The 23,273-nt window shown below is 60.3% G+C and carries 20 protein-coding genes; 11 read left to right on the top strand and 9 right to left on the bottom strand.

The genetic code is table 11. The annotated features are described in order from the left end of the window. Positions 1-69 precede the first annotated feature (69 nt). The 5 genes from PHQ58_RS05350 to hemC form a co-directional block, all read right to left on the bottom strand. Positions 70-1,134, bottom strand: a complete 1,065-nt coding sequence (locus tag PHQ58_RS05350; protein ID WP_300108026.1) for a GGDEF domain-containing protein — start codon at positions 1,132-1,134, stop codon at positions 70-72. 78 nt (positions 1,135-1,212) lie between these two features. Continuing rightward, a complete protein-coding gene (locus tag PHQ58_RS05345) occupies positions 1,213-2,508 on the bottom strand; it encodes a heme biosynthesis HemY N-terminal domain-containing protein (RefSeq protein ID WP_300108023.1) in 1,296 nt (431 codons plus the stop codon). Positions 2,509-2,510: 2 nt separating this feature from the next. Continuing rightward, the gene (locus tag PHQ58_RS05340; protein ID WP_300108019.1) at positions 2,511-3,575 is read right to left on the bottom strand and encodes a uroporphyrinogen-III C-methyltransferase; all 1,065 of its coding nucleotides are present in this window, start codon (positions 3,573-3,575) and stop codon (positions 2,511-2,513) included. Further along, entirely contained in the window at positions 3,572-4,381 is an 810-nt protein-coding gene (locus PHQ58_RS05335) for a uroporphyrinogen-III synthase (protein WP_300108017.1), read from the bottom strand. The genes PHQ58_RS05340 and PHQ58_RS05335 overlap by 4 nt, the downstream gene beginning before the upstream one ends. Positions 4,382-4,383: 2 nt before the next feature. Beyond that, entirely contained in the window at positions 4,384-5,346 is a 963-nt protein-coding gene (hemC, locus tag PHQ58_RS05330) for a hydroxymethylbilane synthase (RefSeq protein ID WP_300108014.1), read from the bottom strand. A 104-nt stretch (positions 5,347-5,450) separates the two neighbouring features. Here hemC and ppc point away from each other — a divergent pair, with 104 nt between their 5' ends. Further along, entirely contained in the window at positions 5,451-8,300 is a 2,850-nt protein-coding gene (gene ppc / locus PHQ58_RS05325) for a phosphoenolpyruvate carboxylase (protein WP_300108012.1), read from the top strand. A gap of 46 nt (positions 8,301-8,346) precedes the next feature. Here ppc and PHQ58_RS05320 read toward each other — a convergent pair whose 3' ends face one another. Together PHQ58_RS05320 and PHQ58_RS05315 are read right to left on the bottom strand one after the other, a co-directional pair. Next, the gene (locus tag PHQ58_RS05320; RefSeq protein ID WP_300108008.1) at positions 8,347-9,090 is read right to left on the bottom strand and encodes a LytTR family DNA-binding domain-containing protein; all 744 of its coding nucleotides are present in this window, start codon (positions 9,088-9,090) and stop codon (positions 8,347-8,349) included. A gap of 19 nt (positions 9,091-9,109) precedes the next feature. Then, on the bottom strand, positions 9,110-10,153 hold the full coding sequence (locus PHQ58_RS05315) for a sensor histidine kinase (RefSeq protein WP_300108005.1): 1,044 nt from the start codon (positions 10,151-10,153) through the stop codon (positions 9,110-9,112). A 91-nt stretch (positions 10,154-10,244) separates the two neighbouring features. Here PHQ58_RS05315 and argH point away from each other — a divergent pair, with 91 nt between their 5' ends. From argH to PHQ58_RS05295, 4 genes are all read left to right on the top strand, one after another. Next, positions 10,245-11,696 (top strand): argininosuccinate lyase, encoded by a 1,452-nt coding sequence (gene argH / locus PHQ58_RS05310; protein WP_300108003.1) that lies wholly within the window; start codon positions 10,245-10,247, stop codon positions 11,694-11,696. A gap of 18 nt (positions 11,697-11,714) precedes the next feature. Next, positions 11,715-12,380: a c-type cytochrome gene (locus PHQ58_RS05305; protein WP_300108000.1), complete on the top strand. Its 666-nt coding sequence runs from the start codon at positions 11,715-11,717 to the stop codon at positions 12,378-12,380. 21 nt (positions 12,381-12,401) lie between these two features. Continuing rightward, complete coding sequence (locus PHQ58_RS05300) at positions 12,402-12,923, top strand: anti-sigma factor (protein WP_300107998.1); 522 nt, start codon at positions 12,402-12,404, stop codon at positions 12,921-12,923. Between the two features lie 182 nt (positions 12,924-13,105). Continuing rightward, positions 13,106-14,032 (top strand): HDOD domain-containing protein, encoded by a 927-nt coding sequence (locus tag PHQ58_RS05295; protein ID WP_300107996.1) that lies wholly within the window; start codon positions 13,106-13,108, stop codon positions 14,030-14,032. Between the two features lie 39 nt (positions 14,033-14,071). Here PHQ58_RS05295 and PHQ58_RS05290 read toward each other — a convergent pair whose 3' ends face one another. Beyond that, a complete protein-coding gene (locus PHQ58_RS05290; protein WP_300107993.1) occupies positions 14,072-14,992 on the bottom strand; it encodes a helix-turn-helix domain-containing protein in 921 nt (306 codons plus the stop codon). A 108-nt stretch (positions 14,993-15,100) separates the two neighbouring features. Between PHQ58_RS05290 and PHQ58_RS05285 the strand changes: the two genes are divergently transcribed. The 6 genes from PHQ58_RS05285 to PHQ58_RS05260 all read left to right on the top strand — a co-directional run bounded on the left by PHQ58_RS05285 (position 15,101) and on the right by PHQ58_RS05260 (position 22,492). Next, positions 15,101-15,892 carry an SDR family oxidoreductase gene (locus tag PHQ58_RS05285; protein ID WP_300107990.1) on the top strand — a complete coding sequence of 264 codons (792 nt, stop codon included), beginning with the start codon at positions 15,101-15,103 and terminating at the stop codon, positions 15,890-15,892. Beyond that, positions 15,889-17,514: an AMP-binding protein gene (locus PHQ58_RS05280; protein ID WP_300107987.1), complete on the top strand. Its 1,626-nt coding sequence runs from the start codon at positions 15,889-15,891 to the stop codon at positions 17,512-17,514. The genes PHQ58_RS05285 and PHQ58_RS05280 overlap by 4 nt, the downstream gene beginning before the upstream one ends. Continuing rightward, positions 17,507-18,265 (top strand): enoyl-CoA hydratase/isomerase family protein, encoded by a 759-nt coding sequence (locus tag PHQ58_RS05275; protein ID WP_300107984.1) that lies wholly within the window; start codon positions 17,507-17,509, stop codon positions 18,263-18,265. Before PHQ58_RS05280 ends, PHQ58_RS05275 begins: the two co-directional genes overlap by 8 nt. A gap of 42 nt (positions 18,266-18,307) precedes the next feature. Then, positions 18,308-19,444: an acyl-CoA dehydrogenase family protein gene (locus PHQ58_RS05270; protein ID WP_300108447.1), complete on the top strand. Its 1,137-nt coding sequence runs from the start codon at positions 18,308-18,310 to the stop codon at positions 19,442-19,444. Positions 19,445-19,580: 136 nt separating this feature from the next. After that, on the top strand, positions 19,581-20,435 hold the full coding sequence (locus PHQ58_RS05265; RefSeq protein ID WP_300107981.1) for an enoyl-CoA hydratase/isomerase family protein: 855 nt from the start codon (positions 19,581-19,583) through the stop codon (positions 20,433-20,435). Further along, positions 20,432-22,492, top strand: a complete 2,061-nt coding sequence (locus PHQ58_RS05260; protein ID WP_300107978.1) for an FAD-dependent oxidoreductase — start codon at positions 20,432-20,434, stop codon at positions 22,490-22,492. Before PHQ58_RS05265 ends, PHQ58_RS05260 begins: the two co-directional genes overlap by 4 nt. 174 nt (positions 22,493-22,666) lie before the next feature. Here PHQ58_RS05260 and PHQ58_RS05255 read toward each other — a convergent pair whose 3' ends face one another. Further along, a complete protein-coding gene (locus PHQ58_RS05255; RefSeq protein WP_300107976.1) occupies positions 22,667-23,272 on the bottom strand; it encodes a DUF2889 domain-containing protein in 606 nt (201 codons plus the stop codon). Position 23,273 lies beyond the last annotated feature (1 nt).

Here is a 23,273-nt window from a genome sequence, read left to right as displayed (position 1 = left end):
GCAGGTGGCTTCGTCCACTTTGCAAAAAGGGCACCTCAGGTGCCCTTTTTTTGTCTCCGCAACGCCTACTCAGACCACGGAAACCTCTTCGTCAAGCGCTGGTGCACCAAAAAATCCACGGCGCGCCAAGCCGAGGTAACTGCATGCTTTGTTGCCGCCGCTGCGACGGGCAAAGTCCACGGCTTTTTCTGTTTTTTCGATCCCGCTGGCAGGAGAATCATCTTCCAGAACCGTGGTGAAGCCGCAACTCACTGTGACCCGCCCAACCCTGGGAAAATTGTATTTTTCGACATTGGTCCGAAACCGCTCGAACGCCCCCAACACCAGCGCCTCGTCCGGGCAATGCAACAACACTCCAAAATGGTCACCACTGAACCGATAAAGCCGGTCATAGGTGCGAAAGGTGTTGGTCAAAATACGTGCCACGCGCGACAAGACTTCCTCGGCGGCAGCATGCCCATGGTGCTCGGTGATCAAGCCAAAATTGTCAATCCTGGCGGAACCCAGCCAGTAGTTCACCGGCACCCGGTGACGGCGCTCCTGACCAAGCAACGCGTCTGCGGCAGGCACGCTGACGGCATTTTCAAGGTCTTCCAGCACCGCGCTGTAAAACGCATCATCGAGTGACTTGCGGTTCAGCAAACCGGTCATGGCATCGCGGTCGCTGTATTCCAGCAGGCTGTACATGTTGCGGTAAATACGCCGCAAGCTATCAACCATTTGCAGATGCTCATCACTCAATGGGCCTTCGGAATGCAACTCCAGAACCCCTTGATCTTCTTCACGCAATTGCGAAAACAAAGGCAACAGGGTGATACGCGGCCCCTCTGGTCCAGCCCAAGCGATCTCGACACGGTCACGCAGTTTCAGGCATTTCAAACGGTCTGCAGCGTCTTCAAGTTTGACCAGTGACGAGAAATCCACGCGAAGCGGGTCGATGACACGGCCACCACCCTTGGCATCCAGTCGGGCCACTTCGAGCCAGCGGCTTTCGCCCTCTTCACGCATCACCCGGGCAATGACCAGACGGCTCACTGGCAACAAGTCCAGCAAGGCCTTGGAAAGCGTCAATTCAAGCAGGTCGCGGTCGCGATGATCGGTCAGCCTGACGATGTGTTCAATGTATGTACTCATGGCCAAATCATAGACGCGAAATGGCGCCCCGTCACGTCAATCAGCGGCCTGCGGCCTACCCACCAGAGCCCAACGCCGTCAGGATTTACGCCGTAGCCTGACCTGAGCCGCACTGCGCCACGCGGCGGCGGCTTCGGCTTCGTTGCCCTGGCGCTGCGCCAGTTCTGCCAACATCTGCCAAGCCCGTGTTTGCAGCCCGGCGTCCTCCAGCCTGGCCACCGCCAACTGCAGCAGCTGATGCGCCTTGCCCCACAGTTGCAGGTGTACACAGGCCACGCCCGCCAGGTATTGCAGAACGGCATCACCCGGATCAGCCCGTTGGGCCTGCTCAATACGGGACAGCCATTGGGCATCGATGGCATCTTCTGTGGCTGAGAAGCCGTTTTCCATGACACGCACCAGCATGATCTTCTGGTCTTGCGACAGACTCTCTGGCGCGCTAACCAAACGCTGCCACACCGGCAGCAGCCACTCGAACGCGGTTCGTGCAGCCCCCCCCAGCCTCAGCCAACGCCCGGATGCCGCACAGGCAACCTCAGGCAAACTCTGCTCATTGGGTTCGAGCTGGCGCCACACCACCTGCAACTGGTCCGTGTCATGCGCGCTGCCAATCCAGTCTTGCGCCAGCGAACGCAGCAAACCTTTTGCGGACAACTCCGAAAATGCGCGGTGTTTGGCCAACAGACGCGCCGTCTCCATGGCCAGGCCGGTCTTGCCTGCCATCTGGGCCACCTTGAGACGCAAACGCAGGGCCACGGTGCGCCTGGCCACGCCAGAGGGCAGCTGATCCAGCCAAGCCAATGCCGCAGCCGAATCCATGTCTTCCAGTGCCCAATGCACAGCACGCAACAACAAGCCATCGCGCGTGCCACTGGCATCGTTGCCGGTCGCCTGCGACAAGGCCTGCTGAAAATGCAGCTCACGTGCCTGCCTGTCTTGCAGCGATTGGGAGCTCTCTGCGGCCAACAGATTGGCCAGCACCCGCAGGCGGGTCGCATCCGGCCAGACTTCACCGCTTTGGGTCAACGCGGCCTCGCGGGCCAGTACGGTGTGCGCCGCTTTTCTGGCCCGTAAAAACCGCCCAGCTACCAAATGCGACAGGGCTTCAAGCAAAGCGGCATGCATGGCCCGCTCTTGATGGCGCATGCGCCACGAGCGCGCCTGCCCAGGCAACGCGAACAACGCGGACAAGGCCTTCAGCGCCACATGGATCAGGATAAACAGCAAACCTAGCAGCAACACAACCATGTTGAGCGACAAGTCCACCCGGTGCGGTGGCCAGAACACCGTGATGGTGCCGGTGTTGCTGCTGGCAAACAGCGCCAGGGCAACCGCAACACCAAACAAGCCAAGAAACCACAGGGCAACACGCATGGTCAGCGTCCTGCAGCGGCTGTCGCTAGTACGGCCAAACTATCGTCCAATTGCGGGATTTGCAGCGTCCGCATTTGCGTTTGCACCTGTTGCAGCAAGGCGGCGGTGGTCTGGGTCTTGCGGGCACTGGCGTCAAAATATTTTGTCAGCATCCGTTCGGCATCTGACAGGTCAGAGCGCGCTGACTCAATTTGCCGTGCCAGCAAGCCCAGGCGGGCGTTGAGCAACTTCAATTTGAGATTTTCACGCAGGAAAAAACCCTGCTCGGGTGACAGCAGTGCCGCCTCTGGGGTTTCAATGCGGCTCACCCTGACCAGATTGCGCGCTTCGTTCAGCGCCAACTGCAAGCCGTTTTGCCACCAGGACACAGCGGGTGCCACGGCGGACTGGGAGGCTTTTGGCGCCGGGCGAACAGCTGTCACCGCGTTGGCCAGCACCAGTTCATCAGCCAAATGCACCAGTTCATCGAGTTTGATGAGCAAGGTCGGGGTATCGCTCACGGCAGAAGACTTGACGCGGTCAATATCCCGGGCAATCGCACGCTGTAGCAGCGCCAGGCGGGGCTGGGCTGCGCGAACTATGCGTTGATCTGCGCTTTTTAGCGCCGCCAGCAACGGCTCCACGCTTCCCGTGAGTTGCGCTTGCTGTTGTGCCAGACGCAACGCCGCGTCAATGTCCACCACCAGGTTCTCATCCCGGGAACGCGACAGGCTTTGCATCAATTCGTCGAGCTGGCTGCGCTGCAGGGCAACTTCGCTCAGGCGCGAATCCATGACCGCCGCGCGTGTAGCGGTTTCTTGCGCCAAGGACGCGGCTTGTTTGGCCAATGCCAGCGCCTCCAGCGATTGCGAATTCGCATCACCACTCTGGCGCGCCAATTGCTCTTGCATGCCTGAAACCTTTTGCCACAGCAACCCGGTGGTCAACAAGGCAGCCACGGCCAACAAGCCCACCCCAAGCACCGCTTTGTGCGGCACCGCGGCAAGGCCTGTCACCGAGGCAGCAGTGGCGGCGGGCGCCTCTGTGGCGACCACAGGGGGAGTGTCGGGGGTTTGCTCAGCGTTCATGCCAAGGATTCTATCGATGCCAATACGTCCGCAAATATGGGGCGCGCCAGCAGCACCACACCAAACCCTGTGGCACGGGCTGCCGCAGCGATTCTTGGGTGAGTGGCCACGGCACGGGCAGCAGACCAATCTTGACTCGGTAACAAGCTCTGCAAATAACCCAGCGCTTCAGCGCTGCTGAACAGCCAGACCGAACCATCGGTGGCACCCGCCTCAGCCACATCACGTTGCGCCGCGGTCCAAATGGGTGCGCCACGCTGGTAAGCCACCACAAAATCAACCTGTGCTCCAGCGTCCAGCAGGTGCTGGGCCAGCCAGTCTCGACCGACACCGGTGTCATTGTCGGCAGACAGGGCACCATCTGCGCTCAGGCTGTTGCCCCGAACGATCAACACTTTGTCACCCGGGTGTACTTGGCCGTGCACCTGTTGCCAGAGTGCCTCAGAGTCAAACTGGCCGGCCTGCTCGGGCGGCGTGTCGATTTGCTGCGCAGCCACACCGTGTTCAAGCAAGGCATTAGCGGTTCCGGGGCCAGTGGTCCATGCTCTTGATTTAATAGCTGCTTGCGCATACAAATCAAGGCCTATAGGCTTATTTTCTTTATAAAAAAAATCTACTGCATGGCGGCTGACAAACATCACGGCAAGATAACCCGGCAACTGCTGCCAGGCCGCTTGCACGCCAGACGCCTCCACCAGACTGCGCACCTCGATCAGCGGCAGCGCCAGCGCGTCATGACCTTGCGCGTCGAGCAACTCAACCCAGGCCTGCGCCTGCGGTTGAACCCGGGTCACGATGACATGCATATTCAACCTGGCTGATCCACACTTGGCGTCAGGTGCGCCAGCGTGCCACCTTGCGCCAGCACCTGGCGTTGTAGCTCTTGCGCCACGCGCTGACCGAGGGCGGCGGCACTGGCCAAGTCGCTCACCAGACCACTCAAACTCACACGCACCAGCGGCAAACGGCCCTCGGTATCGCCCCAGGCGGCATCGATCATCAAGCGGTCTTGCGCCAAAGTGGCATAGGCAGCCAATGGCATGGAGCAGCTGCCACCCATGGCTCGGCTCACGGCACGCTCTGCCGCTACCGCCAGCCAGCTGGTGTGGTGCACCAAAGGGGCCAGCGCATCGATCACGTCCGTGCGATCGGTGCGCACTTCAATACCCAGCGCGCCCTGGCCTGCGGCGGGCAACATCTGTGACGGCTCAAACACCGCACGGATGCGCGCCGCCAGGCCCAGGCGCTTCAGGCCAGCAGCGGCCAGCACAATGGCGTCATACAGGCCATCATCAAGCTTGCGCAAGCGGGTATCTAGGTTGCCGCGCAGGGGCTCAATTTTCAGGTCAGGCCGCAGTGCGCGCAGCAAGGCCATGCGGCGCAAGCTGGACGTGCCGACCACCGCACCTTGAGGCAGGGCATCCAGGTTGGCATGATGGTTTGACACAAAGGCATCGCGCGGGTCTTCGCGTTCCATCACGCAGGCCAGGCAAAAACCGGCGGGCAATTCCATGGGCACGTCTTTCAGCGAATGCACGGCCAGGTCAGCACGGTTTTGCTCCAGTGCCACTTCAAGTTCTTTAACAAACAAACCCTTGCCACCCACTTGGCTGAGGGACCGGTCCAGGATCTGGTCGCCCAACGTGGTCATGCCCAACAACTTGACCTCGTGACCCATATTGCCCAGCAGGGCTTGAACATGTTCGGCTTGCCACATGGCCAAGCGGCTCTCGCGGGTTGCAATGGTGAAATGGCCTTGAATTTGACTCATATTGATCGGCGCAAAGCCGTAACCTCGTTGTAATCTTGACTTAATCGAGAATGCTAGCATGGCTTTTGCTTAAGCTTGACCGCCCTTTGACTTTGAGAACCGCCATGACCCAGCCTACCCCCGCACCACAAAAAAGCACGCTGCTCATTACTGAGCGTCCCTTGGTCGAAGACATCCGTTTGCTCGGGCGAATTCTGGGCGATGTGATTCGTGAGCAGGAAGGTGACTCGGCATTCGACTTGATCGAACAAATCCGCCAGCTTTCAGTGACGTTTCGCCGCCATGCCGACCCGGTGGCAGACCGTGCCCTCAACAAGTTGCTGAAATCGCTCAGCAGCGACCAGACGGTGAGTGTGGTACGCGCCTTCACCTATTTCAGCCACTTGGCCAACTTGGCCGAAGACCGCCACCACATTCGCCGCCGTGCGGTGCATGAGCGCGCCGGCAGCACACGGCCCGGCAGCATTGAAGCCACTCTGCAACGGTTGCACGGCCAGGGCGTCACGCCACAAGCCATCAGCGACATGCTGGCGCACAGTTTTGTCTCACCCGTGCTGACGGCTCACCCCACGGAGGTGCAGCGCAAGAGCATTCTGGATGCCGAACGCGCCATCGCCCAACTTCTCACTGCGCGCGACGACATTTTGGCCCAGGCAGCGGCCAACAAAGTGGCACACGATGCCCTGACCCCGCGTGAACTCGCAGCCAACGAAGCACAGCTGCGCGCCCGCGTGCTGCAGCTGTGGCACACCCGCTTGCTGCGTTTTTCCAAGCTCACCGTGGCCGATGAGGTGGAAAACGCCCTGAGTTATTACGAGTCGACCTTTTTGCGCGAAATTCCCAAGCTTTACGCCAACCTGGAGCACGCCCTGGGCACCGTCCCGGTGCACAGCTTCTTGCGCATGGGCCAATGGATTGGCGGCGACCGCGATGGCAACCCCAACGTCAACGCCCAAACCCTCACCCACGCGCTGGGTCGCCAGGCTGACATGGCCTTGCGGCACTACCTGACCGAAGTGCATTACCTGGGCGGTGAGCTCTCGTTGTCCGCCATGCTGGTGGACTTTTCTGCCGATATGCAAGCGCTGGCGGCGCGCTCCCCTGACACCAACGACCACCGCAAGGACGAACCCTACCGGCGTGCCCTGATTGGGGTCTATGCCCGCTTGGCCGCCACCCTGAAAGCGCTCACCGGTGGCGAGGCAGCGCGCCACGCCGTGCCACCGCAAAACCCTTACCTGACCCCGGATGAACTGCTGCGCGACCTGCGTGTGATCGAAGCGTCACTGCTGGCGCAACACGCCCAGGCGCTGATTGAGCAACGTTTGCAGCCGCTGATTCGGGCCGTTGAAGTGTTTGGTTTTCACTTGGCCACGGTCGACCTGCGTCAAAGCTCAGACCAGCATGAGGCAGTGCTGGCCGAGTTGCTGGCCACTGCCCGTGTCACACCGCATTACGCCAAGCTGGATGAAGCGGCCAAACGCGAGCTGCTGCTGCGCCTGCTCAATGACGCACGCCCACTGCGTGTGATGGGTGCCACTTACAGCGCGCACGCGTCAAGCGAGATCAGCATTTTTGAAGCTGCCAAAGTGTCACGCGCACAGTTTGGCACACAAGCCATTCGCCACTACATCATCAGCCACACCGAAACCGTGAGCGACTTGCTGGAAGTGATGTTGATGCAAAAAGAGGTTGGCCTGATGCGTGGCACGCTCGACACACAAGCCACCTGCGACCTGATCGTGGTGCCGCTGTTTGAGACCATTGAAGATTTGCGCAACGCAAGCGTCATCATGCGCGAGTTTTACGCCCTGCCCGGCATATTGCCCATGGTGCAACGCGGCGCAAATGACCAGTACGGCGAGCAAGACATCATGCTGGGCTACTCTGATAGCAACAAAGACGGCGGCATATTCACCAGCAACTGGGAGCTGTACCAGGCCGAAATCGCCTTGGTCGACATGTTTGACGGCATCAACCAAACGACTGGCTCGCACCCAATCCAAATTCGCATGTTCCACGGCCGGGGCGGCACCGTGGGACGCGGCGGCGGCCCCAGCTTTGAGGCCATTCTGGCGCAACCCCCCGGCACGGTGCGCGGCCAGATTCGCCTGACCGAACAAGGCGAGGTGATTGGCTCCAAATACGCCAACCCCGAAATTGGCCGGCGCAACCTGGAAACCCTGGTGGCCGCCACGCTGGAAGCCACCCTGTTGCACCCCACCCAGTCTGCTGAACCGGCGTTTCTGGACACCGCGGCCGAACTGTCGCTGGCCAGCATGGCGGCCTACCGCAAGCTGGTGTACGAAACCCCTGGGTTCACCGAGTATTTCTTTGATGCCACGCCGATCCGCGAAATTGCCGAGCTCAACATTGGCTCACGCCCGGCCTCACGCAAAGCCACGCAAAAAATTGAAGACCTGCGGGCTATTCCCTGGGGCTTCAGCTGGGGGCAATGCCGCTTGACCTTGCCAGGCTGGTTTGGTTTTGGTGCTGCGGTGGATGCGTTTTTGAACCCGCCTGACGCCACAGCCAAGCTCACCAAACAGCGCCTGGCACTGCTGCGGCAAATGCAAAAACAATGGCCGTTTTTCAGCTCGCTACTTTCCAACATGGACATGGTGATGGCCAAGAGCGACCTGGCGCTGGCCTCGCGCTACGCCGAACTGGTGGAAGACAAACGCCTGCGCAAAAAGATTTTCAGCGCCATCGAACTCGAATGGCATCTGACTGCCAAGGCGCTGGAGTTTATCACCGGCGACAAAGAGCGGTTGACTCACAACGCCGCGCTGCAGCGCTCGATTCGCCATCGCTTTCCCTACATTGACCCGCTGCACCACCTGCAAGTGGAGCTGGTGCGCCGCTACCGCGCCGGGCAAACCGATGAGCGCCTGAAACGCGGTATTCACATCTCGATCAACGGCATTGCAGCGGGGCTCAGGAACACCGGCTAAAAAACAGCTCAGTCTCACCAGCCTGGGGCCATGGCGGGCAATGCCCTCAGGCTTTTTTTACCAACCCGCGCACTGCGGCAAGCTGCCGCCGTGACACGAACAACACTTCATCCACGCCATCAAGCCGCACCGCCCAACCCTCACCCTCTTCCGGGTCGTGGTGCTTTTCCAGCGCGCGCACGGCACGTCGTGCCACCAGCGCATTGCGGTGAATGCGCAAGAAACGACTTGCATGGCGGCTTTCAAGTTCCGACAGCGAGCCCTCAAGGATGTAGCTTCGGCTGGCTGTGCGCACCGTGATGTATTTCAGCTCGGCCTTCAGGTACAGCACTTGCGCCAATGGCACGCGCTCGGTGCGGCCGCGCTCATGAATCACCAAAGAATCTTGAGACAAATCAGCCTCCAGCCCTTTATTTGTATGCGTAAGGCGCTCTATTTTTTGTAGTGCTGATTGCAGGCGCTCAAACCGAACGGGTTTGGTCAGGTAGTCCAGTGCTGCCAAATCAAAGGCTTCAAGCGCATGTTCGGCATAGGCCGTAACGAACACCACCGCCACCGGGTGCGGCAAAGTCTGCAAAGTTTTGGCCAGCGCCAGCCCATCCATGCCGGGCATGTGAATATCCAGCAACACCGTGTCAACCTCATGGTGCTGCAAAACCGCCATGGCCTGCACGGCGTTGGCCGCTTCACCCACCACCGTGGCTGCGGGCTCGGTGCAGTCAGCCAGCAAGCTGCAAAGCCGCTGGCGCGCCAGGCTTTCATCGTCTACCACCAGAACTTTGATGCGCATCACGCCACCTCTTCTTGTGTCATGCCGGCAGCTCGATGCGTACCTGGAACACGCCGTCTTTCAGGCCACTTTGAAACTGCGCCTGCACATCGTGCAACAGGCTCAAGCGCTCCCGCACATTGTCCAGCGCCAAACCGCTGCCGGGGTCGCTGTGCGCCACCGGTGTGGTGTTGCTGACCTTGATCACCACCCGGGAACCCCGGCGCTGGGTGCTGACTTTGATATCGGCGCCAATGGTGCTGGGCTCCACACCGTGCTTGACGGCGTTTTCCACCAGGGGTTGCAGCAGCAGCGGGGGCAAACGGGCAGCGTTAGCGCGCTCGTCCAGTGACCATTCGACCCGAATGCGCTCACCAAAGCGCACCTGCTCAATCGCCAGATAAGCCTTGGCCAGCGCAATTTCATCGGCCAACGTGACGGACTCGCCATGCGCCATCAAGGCGGCACGAAACAGGTCACTCAGGTCTTCCAGCAAGCGTTCCGCCTTGCGTGGTTCGGCACGCACCAGTGATATCGCGCTGTTCAAGGTGTTGAACAAAAAATGCGGCCGGATGCGCGCCTGCAGTTCTGCCAAGCGCGCTGCGGTGGCAGCAGGTGCCCGCCCCTTGGCACGCAACACAAGGGCCGCCACCAAGGCCGCAGACAACAGGGCACCACCAAACGCACTGGCCCACCAGGGTGCGGGCTCCAGCAAGCCCACCAAGGCCAGCACGCCGCACCCATACAAGCCGGCCAACGCACCCATTGCGATCCCAGCAGTTTGCTGCATTGCGGGGCTCAGGCGTGCCAGGCCTTTTTTCAGGCTGCACGCCACAATCAGCCAGAGCAGCGTGGCCGGCAAGGCGCCACCGGTTATCAATGAGAGCCGCGTCAACCACTCCAGCGGCGAGGCTGTGCCAAACATGGCGGCCACCGCCACCACCACTTGCACAAACAGCACAGCGCGCAGCACCACACCCACGTGGCAGGCATCAAACACCAGCACCGCCGGCCGCGGCACAGCCTCTTCAGTCAGTGGCGAAGCTGTTTCATGGAAGACCGATAAAATTTGGGTATCTTTCATTCATCTGCCTGGTTCGTGGTCTGTTGGGCCATGATGGTCATTATTGATGATTCCCGGGCGCAAAGTCCCCCCACTCTTACCTTGAGCTGTGATGAGCAAAAACCAATTCGACAAAAAATCCCAAGCCTGGTCGGCGCTGTTTTCCGAGCCCATGAGTGACCTGGTCAAGCGCTACACCTCCAGCGTGTTTTTTGACAAACGCCTGTGGCAGGCCGACATAGCTGGCTCGCTGGCGCACGCCAGCATGTTGTCGGCACAAGGCATCATCAGCGCACAAGACCTGGCCGACATCGAGCGCGGCATGGCGCAAATCACCGCCGAGATCGACGCCGGCGCGTTTGAGTGGAAACTGGACCTCGAAGACGTGCACCTGAACATCGAGGCGCGCCTGACCCACCTCATTGGCGATGCCGGCAAGCGCCTGCACACCGGCCGCTCACGCAACGATCAGGTCGCCACCGATGTGAGGCTATGGCTGCGCAGTGAAATTGACCTGATCAGCGCGTTGCTGATTGACCTGCAGACCTCTTTGCTTGAAGTGGCCGAGCAGCATGTGGACGTGATCCTGCCCGGCTTCACCCATCTGCAAGTGGCCCAACCCGTGAGCTTTGGCCACCACATGCTGGCTTATGTAGAAATGTTCAGCCGCGATGCCGAGCGCATGGCCGAGGTGCGTTGTCGGGTCAACCGTTTGCCGTTGGGTGCGGCGGCGCTGGCCGGCACCAGCTACCCACTGGACCGTGAACGTGTCGCCAACGCACTAGGCATGGTCAACGCACTGGGCCAGCCGCAGGTTTGCCAGAACTCACTGGATGCCGTGAGCGACCGCGACTTTGCCATTGAATTCACCGCAGCAGCCAGCCTGTGCATGGTGCATATCAGCCGCTTGAGCGAAGAGCTGGTGTTGTGGATGAGCCAAAATTTCAGTTTCATCAAAATTGCCGACCGTTTCACCACCGGCAGCTCCATCATGCCGCAGAAGAAAAACCCCGACGTGCCCGAACTGGCGCGTGGCAAGACCGGCCGCGTGGTGGGCCACCTGATGGGCCTGATCACCCTCATGAAAGGCCAGCCGCTGGCCTACAACAAAGACAACCAGGAAGACAAAGAGCCGCTGTTTGACACCGTAGACACGCTGAAAGACACCCTGCGCATCTTCAGCGAGATGATCGGCGGCCAGCTCAATCCGGCCACCGGTCAGAAAGAAGGCGGCATCACGGTCAATGCGCAGGCGATGGAGCAGGCGGCGCTGAGAGGCTACGCCACCGCCACCGACCTGGCCGACTACCTAGTCAAGAAAGGCCTGCCGTTTCGTGATGCCCATGAAACCGTGGCCCACGCGGTCAAGGCAGCCATCACGCACCAGGTGGATTTGTCCGAATTGCCGCTGGCGGTGTTGCAAGGCTTCAACGCCTCTATTGAAAAAGACGTGTTTGATTGTTTGAGTCTGCGCGGTTCGCTCAATGCCCGAGATATTTTGGGCGGTACCGCACCCAAGCAAGTGCGCGCACAAATCACGCGCCACCGCGCCCGGCTGGCGTAATTGACCACCTACACTGCCATGATCACAACCACTTTTTCATCCTGGATGCTTGCTGCGGTGCTGGCGCTTTCGGCATCGGCCGGCTCAGCGCAACCCGCCCAAGCGCGCGCCAGCGCCAATACCGATTTATCAGCCCGGCTTGCCCAGGCACAAACCAGCCCGCAATTGACGACCGAGCTATTGGTGAAAGGTCGGCGAGCCGCTGCCGTGTGCGCCAATTGCCATGGTGAGGGTGGCAACAGTGTCAAGCCAGAGTTCCCCAATCTGGCCGGACAAAACCCAAGCTATTTGCTGGACCAAATGCGCCAGTTTGCCGATGGCCGACGCCGCTTTGAGTTCATGGAGGGCATGATCAAGGCCATGACCAGCGATGAGAAAGTGGGCGTCGCGCTGTTTTACGCGTCACAAGTGGTCATCGCGTCCGCGCCGGTGAACTCGGCACTGGCCGCCAAAGGCAAAGAACACTTTGACAAAATTTGCTTTCGCTGTCACGGCCAGGATGGACATGGCAACAACACCTATGCCCGCATTGCGGGCCAACAGAGCGCTTACCTGACCCTCACCCTGAAGCGCTACCGCGGTGGCCAGGGTCCGCGCAACAACCCACTCATGACCGACAACACCCGCCACATGACAGACGCTGACATTGACGCCGTGGTGGCCTACGTGACCTCGCTGAAATAACTTTTTAAAAAACCAATTCCCATGACCGAACCCACCCAAGACTCCCCCGAAATCATTCCGCCGTACACCACCGGCTGGCGCCTCACCGCCATCATCCTCATGGTCATTCTGGCCGTGGCTGCTGCCAGCGGCGTGGGCATGTATGAAATGTTCAATGCGCAACTGACGCACCTGCAAGCCAAGCTAAAAAGCGTGCCACAGACCAAATACATTGCCGTTTTGTTGGACAGCAAACAAGCCGCTGGCATGCTCATCACTTATGACCCGCAAGACAACTTTTTGATGTTGCAACGCCTCACCGACATCAAAGAAGGCCAGAACGACAGCATGCAGCTGTGGGACAACAGCGACAGTGCCAAGCCAGTGTCTTTGGGTGTGCTCACACCCAAAATCAAAACAGCTCAACTGCCCATGACGGAGAAAATGCTCTCGAAAATCACCCAGCTGGCCATCAGCGTAGAGAACCGTGGCGGCACTGAAGCGGGCAGAATGCCTCTGCTTCCCTATCTGTACACGGGTGCGCTGATTCAAAGAGCACTTTAATCACTGAAGAGGTTGCCGCAACCAGGCTTGGGTAGCGTGCAACAGACTGGCCAGACTTGACGCTGTGCGCACGGTTGGGGCGATGAAATCGGTGGCTTGGTCGGCCATCCCAGCTGCGGCAACAGCCCTTGACCGGGTTGCTCAGTGAAGCCATACTCGCGGCCACTTTGCACAAAAATGACATGACTGACCAGCCCACACCAGACGCCGCACCGGTAGCCCCCCCTTTGCCAGCCCCTAGCTACCTGAGGGCCCCATTGCCGCACATGGGCGCCTGGACGCAGTACCTCCTCCAGGCTGAAATTCCGGTGCTGGCCGCAACGGCCCGGGCATTGGAAGAATTGCGCGCCAAAGAAGACGATGTGGATGCCAACATGCTCACTGCCGTCATTCAAATTGACCCATTGATGACGCTCAAACTGTTGTCACGTATGGCCAGCATGCGCCGCCCGGGCGGCACCACCGAGACCGAATCCATCACCACCGCACTGGTGTTGATGGGTATTGGGCCCTTTTTCAGGTTTTTTGGACCGCAGCGCACGGTTGAAGACTGGCTGGCCGACCAACCACAAGCGCAGCAAGGCTTGCACGAGTTGCTGATTCGGGCTGAGCGCGGCGGCCAGTTTGCCTTAGGCTTTGCCATTCACCGGGCCGATACCGATGCCACCATCATTCATCAGGCGGCGTTTTTGCATGACTTTGCCGAAATGCTGGTGTGGATCCATGCGCCAACGCTGATGATCAAGATACGCGACGCACAAGCCGTCGACACCACCCTGCGCTCAAGCATTATTCAGCGCGAGGTGCTGGGCATAGAGATCAGCGACTTGCGCCAATCGCTCATGAAACTATGGCGCCTGCCCGAGTTGCTGGTGAGCATCAGCGATGAGCGGCACACCGAGCGTGCCAACGTGCAATGCGTGGTGTTGGCCGTGCGCTTGGCGCGTCACACCGCCAACGGCTGGGACAACGCCGCCCTGCCAGACGACTACACCGACATTGCCCAATTGCTAAATGCCTCGCCCCGGGTCATTCCGTCTTTTTTGCACAAAATTGATCACCCGATTCTGGAGGCCGCCACTTTGGGTGGTCGTGGCGCATCTGGCTAAACACCGGATTTGAGGCAAGTTTTCTCATTGGCATTTAATTTATGCCGTAACGCTGACGCGCACAGGATCGAGCATGGCATCCATGGCTTTTGCTCGAAACTCCCTCGGACTCAAGCCCGTGTGTTTGCGAAAAAATCGGCAGAAATAGGTCTCATCGGCAAATCCCAGAGCGTAGGCGATTTGCTTGATGCTGTTGCCGGTATAGACCAACACACGTTGGGCTTCGTGGACCAGGCGTGCATTGACGATGTCAAGGCCTGACACCCCCAGCACCTCACGACACAAACGCGAAAGTTGCCCGGGCGTGATGCCCAATGCACCAGCATAGTCGCCCATCGGCAGGTGTTTTTTGAAATTATCATCCACCATGCTGCGAAATTTTTCAATTTGGGCAGCTTTGCGCGACGAGGCATTTGACGGGGCGATGTCATGGCTACGCGCCAGCCTGCCCATTTGGATGGCAATGGCCACCAGCAGCGCCATGGCGGCCGTCGGCTGCCCGACCGCCTGAACACGCGCCTCTCGCTCAATCGCCAAAAACAGTGGCATCAGGGTTGCCAGGTGATCACTGGCACCCTCCAGGGAAATCACAGCGGGCTTGCGCAGATGCGGCAAAAGCGCCGGACTGGCCGCGTCCAGCAAGGACTCCAGGGGTCGTTGCGCAGCAGTGATGACGGGGCCATCCACATCCTGCGAGAAATTGAACCCATGCACGGTTTGTGCAGGAATCCACACCAAGCAAGGCGCTTGAAAGAACGTCCTGGAATGGTCAATCAACACCTCTCCTGACCCCTGCGTCAAATACAAAATCTGGATCAGGGCATCGTGTTTATGAGGCGTTATTTTCCAGTTATAGGGGCGAGAGCGCTGTGGAATCCACTCAAAATCAAACCAGCTTTGCCAGCCGGGATGAGCTCGAACGCCGTATAGCGAGTAGTTAGGGATAACCCTTGTGGTCACATTTATTCCTTTGAAAGATGCACGAATTGTGCTGTAGCTTGCCTGAATCGTCAAACTGCGCATCGCCGCCTACGCCAACAATGCCCTATCAAATTTTGAGGAAACCACATGACGATGCGCGTTTTAGTCACGGGAGCCAGTCGCGGCATTGGCCGTGCCATTTGCTTGCGCCTGGCCAGCCAGGGCACCCAGATTGCCGCCTGCGGCTCAGCCCACGCAGATGAGTTGGACGCGGTCATTGCCGAGGCGGCCCAACACGGCGGCCGAGTGCTGCCACTGCTGGGCGACCTGGCCGACCCCGCCACCCCCGCTAGCCTGGTTGATCAAGCCGTGGCGGCTTTCGGCGGTCTGGATGCCGTCGTGTCCAACGCCGGGGTCTCGCGCCCATCGACTCTGGCCAAATTGGAGGTCGAGGACTGGGACTATTTGTTCGCCGTCAATGCGCGTGCGCCCTGGTTGCTGGCCAAAGCCGCGTATCCGGCGCTGCGCGAGAGCCGGGGCAGTTTGGTGGCTGTGGCTTCCATGTCGGGGGTGCAACCCTACCCTGGCATGGGAGCCTACAGCCCGAGCAAAGCTGCGCTGCTGATGCTGGTGCGCACGCTGGCGCAGGAATGGGCGGCGGATGGCATTCGGGTCAACGCGGTGTCACCCGGCCTGATCCACACCTCGCTGACCGCCAAGGTGTATGCCGATGCACCGACCAAAGCCGCCCGCGAAGCCCTGGTGCCGCTGCATCACATTGGCGACCCGGATGCTGACATTGCGGGCATCATTTCGTTTTTGATCGCACCTGACGCAGGCTACATCACCGGCCAGAACATTTTGGCCGACGGTGGCTTGATGGACACCGTGCATGGTCTGATTCCCGGCCGCCCGGCCACTGAAAGACAAGCACCATGATTGACTTGAAACCGTCCCCAGCTGCACGCGCCTGTTATTACCAGGCGGGTTACTGGCAAGACCAGTCTCTGGCGCAGCGTATTGCCGCCAGCGTGGCCGCTTATCCCGACAAAACGGCCGTTGCCGATGCCAGTGGCCGCAGCCTCAGTTACCACGAACTGGACGACAAAGCCTCGCGGCTGGCCGCCTTCTGGCAAACGCGCGGCGTCGGTGTGGGCGACGTGGTGACCATGCATCTGCCCAACTGGCGGCAAACCGCTGTGGTGACTTTTGCCGCATTCAAACTGGGTGCGGTAATTAACCCGCTGCCACCCACCTACGGCTGGAAAGACCTGGCCTTCATCATGAACAAGAGTGGCTCCAAAGCGGTGGTGGTGCCGGGGCGGTTTCGCAGCGTGGACTACACCGAGCATTTGCTGCGTATTACGCCAGAGCTGCGGGTGCAGCCCAGCATTGTGGTCATCGGCGGAGGCAATGTGGCCATTGGCAACACGTTTGACGAGGCCTTGAGCGGCCCGCTGCTGGCGCAAGCCCATGATGCGGCGGCGGACGACCCCGTCTTGTTGTTGTTCACCTCGGGCTCCGAGTCCAAACCCAAAGGGGTGGTGCACACCCACAACACCGCCATGTATGGCGAACGCGCCTTGTCGGGCACTTTGGAACTCAATCAAGATGACGTGTGTTTCATGGCCTCACCGGTCACGCACACCAGCGGTTTCATGCACGGCATTTTGCTGACGCTGATGACCGGGGCCACGGTGTCTTTGCTGGACATTTTCAAGGGCGACACGGCGGTGGAGCAGATGCTTGCCAGCCGCGCCAGCTGGACCATGGGGGCCACCCCGTTTCTGAGTGACGTGGTGGACAGCCTGGAAAAATCGGGCAAACGTCTGCCCGATCTGCGTTACTTTTTGTGTGGTGGTGCGCCCATTCCTGAAGTGCTGGTGCGCCGTGCCCGGCAACTCGGGGTGCGGGTGATGAGCATTTATGGCTCCACCGAGAGCCCGCCCCACACCGTGACCTGGCCCGCCGACCCGATTGAAGCCGCCTGGCAGTTTGATGGCCGCGCCCTGCCCGGTGTGGAAGTCTGCGCGGTGGATGAAGATGGTAAACCCCTGCCACCCGGCCAGCAGGGTGAGCAATGGTCACGCGGGCCACACGCCTTTTTGGGCTATCTGGGTGAGCCAGAACTCACGGCCAAGGCACTGGATGCAGATGGCTGGTACCACTCGGGTGATCTGGCCACCGTGTCCGCCGAGGGTGGCGTGCGCATCGTTGGGCGCATCAAGGACATGATCATTCGCGGCGGCCAGAACATCTCGGCGCGTGAGGTGGAAGACATTCTGCTGGAGCACCCGGCCTGCCAGTCGGTGGCGGTGGTTGGTTTGCCGGATGAGCGCCTGGGCGAACTGGGCTGTGCGGTGGTGGTGTGCCAGCCTGGCAAAACACTGGGGTTTGAAGAAATGAAGCAGTTCCTGATTGAGCGTGGTGTGGCGCGTTTCAAACTGCCGGAATACCTGGTGCTGCGAGAAACCCTGCCCGCCACGCCCAGCGGAAAAGTCCAAAAATTCAAATTACGTGAAGAACTCAAATCATTGAACGGAGCAACAAGCCATGTTTAAAGTTGAAGACCTCGGCGCGGTGGTGCGCATCACCATGCAGCGCGCGCCGGTGAACGCCATCAGCACCGAATTTGTGGCAGGTTTCACGCAGGTACTGGACTGCCTTGCCGACAAAACAGACCTGACCGTGCTGCACCTGCGCAGCGACCGAAAAGCCTTTTGTGCCGGGGCTGACCTGGCCCAGGTGCAAAGCTGTTTTGCCATGAAGGACGGGGCTGATGTGATGCGGCAAAACATCACCCATTTCCATGCCCTGTTTGACCGTCTTGAAGCCTTGCCGTGTGTCACCCTGGCCGAAATTGGCGGCAGTGCACTGGGTGGCGGCTTTGAGTTGGCGCTGGCCTGTGACCTGCGCATGGCCTCCACCAGCGCCAAACTCGGCCTGCCCGAAGCCAAGCTCGGCCTGATCCCAGGAGCCGGTGGCACCCAACGCCTGACCCGCCTGTGCGGCCCCGGCATTGCAGCCCGCATCATTTTGGGCTGTGACGTGGTAGACGGTGCCACCGCCTGCCAGCTTGGCATGGTGCAGTGGGCCGTGGCCCCCGATACTTTGGCGCAGGAAGCCGAAGCTTTGGCACAGCGTATTGCCAGCCAATCTGCACCGGCCCTGCAAGTCGCCAAGCGCTGCATCGCCCAGGTGGGCACACTGGCAGCGACAGGCTTTGAAGCCGAACTCAATGGCATCCACAGCCTGGTGACCACGGTAGAAGCGCAAACCCGTATCCAGGCTTTTCTGGCCCCGCGCGGGTAAATGACCGCCACCGAGCACACGATTTCAGGAAACCCCATGACTATCCTCACCCGCAACATCTTCAGCCCAGACCACGAGGCCTTTCGTGACTCTGCCCGCAAGTTTTTTGAACAAGAAGTGGCGCCCTTCCACAGCGCCTGGGAAGACGCTGGTGTGGCCCCGCGCGAGGTCTGGCTAAAGGCTGGCAAGGAAGGCTTTCTCTGCACCACCTTGCCCGAGTCATGTGGTGGCAGCGGGGCTGACCGGCTGTTTGCCGCCATCCTGATCGAGGAACAAGCCCGGCTCGGTTTGTCCGGCCCGGGCTTTTCCACCCACTCAGACATCGTGGCCCCCTACATCGTCAACTACGGCACGCCAGAACAACAGCAGAGGTGGCTGCCCGCCATGGTGCGTGGCGAGCTGATTGGCGCCATCGTAATGACCGAACCCAGCGCCGGCAGCGACCTGCGGGCGATGCGCACCACCGCCATCCGCCAGGGGGACGAGTGGGTTCTGAACGGCCAGAAAACCTTCATCACCAACGGGCTGTGCGCCGACATTTTGGTGGTAGCCGCCAAATCCAGCAAAGACCCCGATTGCAAAGACCTGACCCTGTGGGTGGTGGAAGCCTCCATGCCTGGTGTGACCCGTGGTCAGAATTTCAAAAAAATCGGCATGAAGGCCCAAGACACCTGCGAGTTGTACTTTGACAACGTGGTGCTGACCCAGCACAACATGCTGGGTGAAGAAAACAAAGGTTTTGGTCTTTTGGCAAAAGAGTTGGCCTGGGAGCGGTTACAAATCGCCGTGGGTGCGGTGGCTACCAGCGCCGCCGCCCTGCAATGGACGGTGGACTACACCCGCCAGCGCAAGGCCTTTGGCACGCTGATTGCCGACTATCAGAACACCCGTTTTCGCCTGGCCGAAATCAAGACCGAGATCGAAATCGCCCAAACCTTTGTGGACCGATGTTTAAGCGAGGTGTGTAACGGCGAGCTGGACAAAGCCGTGGCCGCCATGGCCAAGTACTGGTGCACCGAGCTGATGGGCCGCGTGCTGGACCAATGCCTGCAATTGCACGGAGGCTACGGCTACATGTGGGAATACCCGATTGCCCGCGCCTTTGCCGATGCACGGGTGCACCGCATCTATGGCGGCTCAAACGAGATCATGCGTGAGCTGATCGCCCGCACGCTGTAACGCCTTCGCAGATCGGAGGTCTCTTGAGAATTATTCATCAAATAGACCTCTAGCCCTTTTTTATATTGTGCTAATAGCTATCTATTAAATAGCTGCTTAACGTCTTTCATCGACCAATTCATTGGAAAGTCTCACCATGACCCAAACCCAGTTAACCGCCAGCCAGTCAAGCCACCTGCCTGACCCCATCGCTTTTGACAACCCATGGCGCTGTATCCATGTGGCGCGCGAGGGCGATGTTGAATGGCTGAGCTTGTCCCGGCCCGACAACTTCAACGCACTCAATCTGGACTTGACCCAGGAGCTGTACGACTACTTTGGCAGCCTGCCCGACCGACAGGATGTGCGGGTGGTTGTACTGCGCGGTGCAGGACGGCATTTCTGCGCGGGTTATGACCTGGAAGATGTCAACCAGCTGACGGTGTCGCTGGACCAGGGGCTTCGCCTGCAGCGCCAGCTCTCCAGCGTGGTCCTTCGCATGCGGCGCTGCCCACAGCCGATCATCGGCTTGTTGCAGGGTGCGGCCTGCGGTGGGGGTTTTGCATTGGCACTGGGCTGTGATGTGCGTTTTGCCGCGCCCAACGCCCGCATGAACGTGGCCATGGCCAAAATCGGGTTGACCGGGTGTGACATGGGCATCAGCTACTTTTTGCCCCGTGCGGTGGGGCCAGCCATTGCCGCCGAGCTGATGTACACCGGGCGCTTCGTCAATGCCGAGCGCGCCCTGCGCATCGGCCTGGTGAATAACGTGATGCCCGAAGACAAGCTGGCGGAAACCGCCCAAGAACTGGTGCAGGAGATGCTCGCCATGTCCCCAGTCGGCTTGCGCCTGACCAAGGACGGACTGGCCATGGCGCAGGAAACCAGCAACCTGGCCACCGTGATGGCGCTGGAAGACCGGGGCCAGGCCATGTGTTTTGATGCGTTCATGAAAGAAGGTGTGGCCGCCTTCCGCGAAAAACGCGCCCCAAATTACGAAAGCAGCCAATGACGCAAGAACTTGGCAGCGCAGCCACCCCACCCTATCCCCACCTGCTGTCGCCGCTGGTGGTGCGCAACCTGCATTTGCGCAACCGCATGGTCATGGGTGCCATGCACACCCGGCTGGAGAGCATGGACCAGCCCATGGCGCGCATCAAGGCTTTTTACCGCGCCCGTGCCGAGGGCGAAATTGCCCTGATCATCACCGGCGGCATCTCACCCAACCTGGCCGGCCGCATGGAAGACGATGCCCCCGCCATGACGGCAGATGCCGACCTGGACTGGCACCGCGCCATTGTGGACGCGGTGCGCGGCACCGACACCCAGGTGTGTATGCAGCTGTTACACGCAGGCCGGTATGCCAAGTTTGACGGCTGCGTCGGCCCCAGCAGCCAGCGTGCGCGCATCAACAAGTTCGCGCCGCACGTGCTCACCACCCAAGAGGTCTATGAAACCATAGCGGACTACGCAAGCGCAGCAAAGGCTGCAATTGATATTGGCTACCATGCGGTGGAGATCATGGGCTCTGAGGGTTATCTGATCAACGAGTTCACTGCGCCTTGCACAAACGACCGGTCCGACGAGTTCGGCGGTGATTTTGAGGGCCGCATCCGTTTCCCCCTCGACATCATCAAGGCCGTGCGGCAGGCCGTAGGGCCGGACTTTGCCATCATCTACCGCATCTCGGCGCTGGACCTGGTTGAAGGCGGCATGACGGGTGATGAAACGCTGGAACTGGCCCGCCGCGCCGAGGCGGCCGGCGCCGACATTCTGAACACCGGCATCGGCTGGCATGAATCCGACGTGCCCACCGTGTCGCACAACGTGCCGCGTGCGGGCTGGGCCTATGCGGTGCAGCGCATCAAAGAGGTGGTGACAATCCCCGTCATGGCCTCCAACCGCATCAACGCACCCGGGGTGGCCGAAGACATTCTGGCCAGCAGCCAAGCCGACCTGGTGTCGATGGCGCGCCCGTTGCTGGCCGACCCCGACTTTGCCCGCAAGGCGCGCCTTGGCCAGGCAAATCGCATCAACACCTGCATTGCCTGCAACCAGGCTTGTCTGGACAACATCTTCAAACACAAAACCGCCACTTGCCTGGTCAACCCGCGTGCCGGTCGTGAGCTGGATTGGCTCACGCAGCCAACACCCCACCCCAAACGCATCGCGGTGGTCGGCGCCGGTGCGGCGGGCATGAACTTCGCCTTCAGCGCGGCCGAGCGCGGCCACCACGTGACCTTGTTCGAAGCCGCTGCCGAGACCGGTGGCCAACTGTGTCTGGCACGCAACGTGCCCGGCAAGACCGAATTCGACGAGATGCTGCGCTACTTCCGTGGCCGGCTGGCCGAGGAACAGGTAGAACTCAAATTGAACTGCGCGGTCACCGCCGAGCAACTCGCCAGGGGTGGCTTCGACGAAGTCGTGCTGGCCTCAGGTGTGCGGCCACGCCTGCCCGAGTTCCTTGGCAGCCATCGTCCGGATGTGTTGCGGTATGACCAGGTGCTGTCGGGCGCGGCCACCGTGGGTGAGCGTGTGCTGATCCTTGGTGCCGGTGCCATTGCCTATGACATGGTGGAGTTTTTGCTGGGCGATGCACCGCACAGTCCACCGGCGCTGGACAACTTTGCAGCCGAATACGGACTGGACTTGAGCGCCCAGTCGGCTGGCGGACGCAGCCCCCGGCCAGCGCAGATGCCTGCGCGGCGGCAAGTGACCATGCTGCAGCGCAGCGACAAACGCCCCGGTGCCTCATTGGCCATGACCACCGGCTGGATCCGGCGCGACAAGGTGCAGCGTTTTGGTGTGCCGATCCTGACCGGTGCGAACATCCAGCACATCGACGACGTGGGCCTGCACTACACCGCTGCAGACGGCAGCGTGACCACCCTGCCGTTTGACACCGTCATCATCTGCGCCGGGCAGGAGCCGGTACGCGAACTTGAAGCCCAATTAAAAACCATTGCGCCCAACTTGCCGGTGCATGTGGTGGGTGGTGCGGACAAGGCCGCCGAGCTGGACGCACGGCGCGCCATCGAGCAGGCCAGCCGCCTGGCGCTGGAGATTTAAACCACCAGGGCACGGGCATTGCCCTGATCTTGCTGGCGGCAATGAAAGGTCAAAAGTGACCTTTCACCACCCACCCGCTTCAACAAAGTTATTCCGTGAAAATTTATAATGATTTTGACCTATAGCCCTTTTATATTAAGCGTAAGAAGCTCTCTTTTTGAGAGTAAATACGCCTCAGGAATGCAGCCCCGCGGTCACCAACTCGCACCTGTTACTTAGGGGTTTGGCAGCGGTTTTTGTCCCTGGCTGCCAGCCCACAAACTGCGGATAAAGCCGTGCCACCACCGGGCCGTTGAAATCCCAGGTGCTGCAGGTGCCAAAAAACGGTGGTGGGTGCTGTGAATTGTCGTCGGCCAGTTCGTTCGCCAGCGTCTGAAAGGCGACGGTGGCCATGTTGAACAGCAGCTCACGCAGGTGGGTGCAGCCACAGATGCCGCCCAGGTTGTGTTCGATCGCCTGGCGCCATCCGCGGCCCATGGTGCAACCCACCATGGATTGCATGCTGGCTTGGGCCTGCGGACATTCACGGTGCGGCGTGGCGTCCATCGTGACATTGATGGCGTGGATGACGAATTGGTCGTCAATCGTGACCCGGATCGCCATGCCGTGCAGCGGCTCACCGGGGGAGATAGCGTCTTCGCCTGGAATCGGCAGCACTTTGGCCTTGATGTCGAGCAATTCGCCTTCAATGTCCCACAACTGGTCGTGCCGCCGAAAGCCCCGAAACACCGTGGTGCGGGTGTGCAGCGGGGTTCTGGCCTCTGGCGCAGGCAGTGGCAAC

This window comes from Rhodoferax sp. (genome assembly GCF_028688795.1).
Taxonomy (GTDB): Bacteria; Pseudomonadota; Gammaproteobacteria; order Burkholderiales; family Burkholderiaceae_C; genus Rhodoferax.
This window is presented reverse-complemented; position numbering and strand designations above follow the sequence as displayed.